The sequence below is a fragment of the Akkermansia sp. KLE1798 genome (genome assembly GCF_001580195.1).
Lineage (GTDB): Bacteria > Verrucomicrobiota > Verrucomicrobiia > Verrucomicrobiales > Akkermansiaceae > Akkermansia > Akkermansia biwaensis.
The window spans coordinates 1-2,040 of the sequence record NZ_KQ971077.1; the positions used below are offsets into that span (position 1 = coordinate 1).

Annotated in this window: 1 pseudogene; it reads left to right on the forward strand. The window is 57.5% G+C overall.

The annotated features are described in order from the left end of the window. Positions 1 to 2,040: pseudogene (locus HMPREF3039_RS14085) on the forward strand (hypothetical protein); the annotation flags it as partial.

The window sequence follows — 2,040 nt, forward strand, 5'->3', positions numbered from 1 at the left end:
CGGACGCCTCCGCCAACATGGAAATGATGGACAATCGCTACACCTACATGCGCCATCCCATCCTCCTGCGGTTTTATTCATTTGTCGGACTCAACTATGTCAAACACGGCAACAAGCACCCTAACCGGGGAGGATGGATCGACTTCCGAATCGCCGTCATCCCGGTTTATGTCTGGTGGAACCCGTACAATGTGGACATGAAGCTGACAGGAGCCGACGGGGGAGTATGGGGAGGCTATTTCGGGGAACACCGCTTCATGCCTCTACTGCTTTCCCATAATGTCAAATTCGCATGGAACCAGCTTGACGAAAACCAATTGACCAGCTACGGGGAATCCTGTTTGATCCCCTATCTAAACGCATCTTACAACAACCGCCAGGTAGCCGACTTTGGGGCTTCTTTCCGCACCACGTCCAAACTCAGTTCAGACGGTTCCACGATCAAGGGCGACCCATCTACGCTGAAAGCCGGGGAAATCGTCCTTTTCGCCCAGCCGGTCGTTTCCAATATAGCCAACGGTAACGAAGTCTATAAAACAAAACCCAACAGCGGTGACTTCAAACCGGACAGATTCCCTCTCAAGGAAGGCTGGTCCCAGGAAGCGGGACAGGTCAGTTCCTATGCCGTCAACCTGACGGACGGCGTTCGCTACGAACTGCTGGACGGTAGCGGATACAACCAGCAGGGTATTGCCAAGGCTTCCATCATCTTCGCGGAAAATACCAGCCAGCTCAACGGCACGCCGGACGACCACGTCCTGGCCATCAAATATGGGGAAAAGGGGGCATCCAAAGCCCTGGGCACTTTCATTATGGGCGCCGGACTGATGGATCCCGGGAAGATGAACAGCTCATCCTCTCTAAACGGGAAAAACACCGCGGAAATCGACATTTTCGCCAAAACCATGCCAGCCATCCTCAACCTGAACTGGGGCGCCTGGGAAAAACCGCTGATTGACCAAATCAAACTCCCGGCGGAAATGTGGGAAAACAACGACCAGGGCAGTGAGGAAGAAAAAAAGGCAGGCCAATACGGCACGCCTACGCAGGAATCTACCTTTGTAGCGTACTATGGAGTATCGGTGAAATGGGGCAAGCCTCCCGTCATCGGCGCCTACCCGGAAGGCAAGGACTACCGCGCCAAGACCTGGCAGCACTCCAGCCCACTCTTCTGGGGCAGCCAGATGCCCACCGCATCCGAACTCGGACGATCCTACAGCCCCTACCAGTTTGAAGTCAAGAACGCCAACAGCGACTTCTTCCCCATCACCATCTCCAACATCCTCTCCAACGACGGCACCCGGCTCTCCCCATTCGGCGGACCCGGCGCCGAACAGGTCAACAAGATTGTGGCCGCCGAACTCCCATTCCAGCAGCCTTCCAGCCTCGCCGGATTCGCAGGATTCAGGCTCACCCCTGGTTGGTACAAGACCGACTCCAAAGCCGCCATCGCCAAACGCTTCGCCTACCAGTCAGGCGTTCCAGGCGTGGGCATCGGAAACTCCTTTGCCGACCCAATGCTGCCTCCAGACAAGGTTTTCTCACACAATGAAATCATGGGCGACGCCTCCCTGGGCGACTTCTGGGACCACGGCCTGATGATCAACGACGCCCTCTGGGACTCCTGGTTCACCTCCTCCCTGGCCGCACGGCCCCGCAGCATCGGCGGCTCCGCCAAAGAGGACCTCAAGTCCGTGCTCAAGGAAGCATTCTCCACGGACACTTCCTCCAACAAGGCCGCAGGCATTGCCAACAGGCGCCTCTCCCCGGACCTCCAGGGCAAGCCCGCCGAAGCGGTCATCGACGAACTGGCCAAAACCGACGAGGGCTACAAGCTCTCCGCCAAGTACCTGCCCATCGCCGGAGGCTTCAACGTCAACTCCACCTCCCGGAGAGCCTGGGAGGCCATGCTCATGGGCCTCAAGAACCGCAAGCTCCTCTACTCTTCCAACGGCAGGCCCTCCGTGCTGAATAGCAACCAGGCCAATTTCTCCCGCTTCGGGGTAGCCAGCAGCAACAAGTCCCACGTGGACGACTACG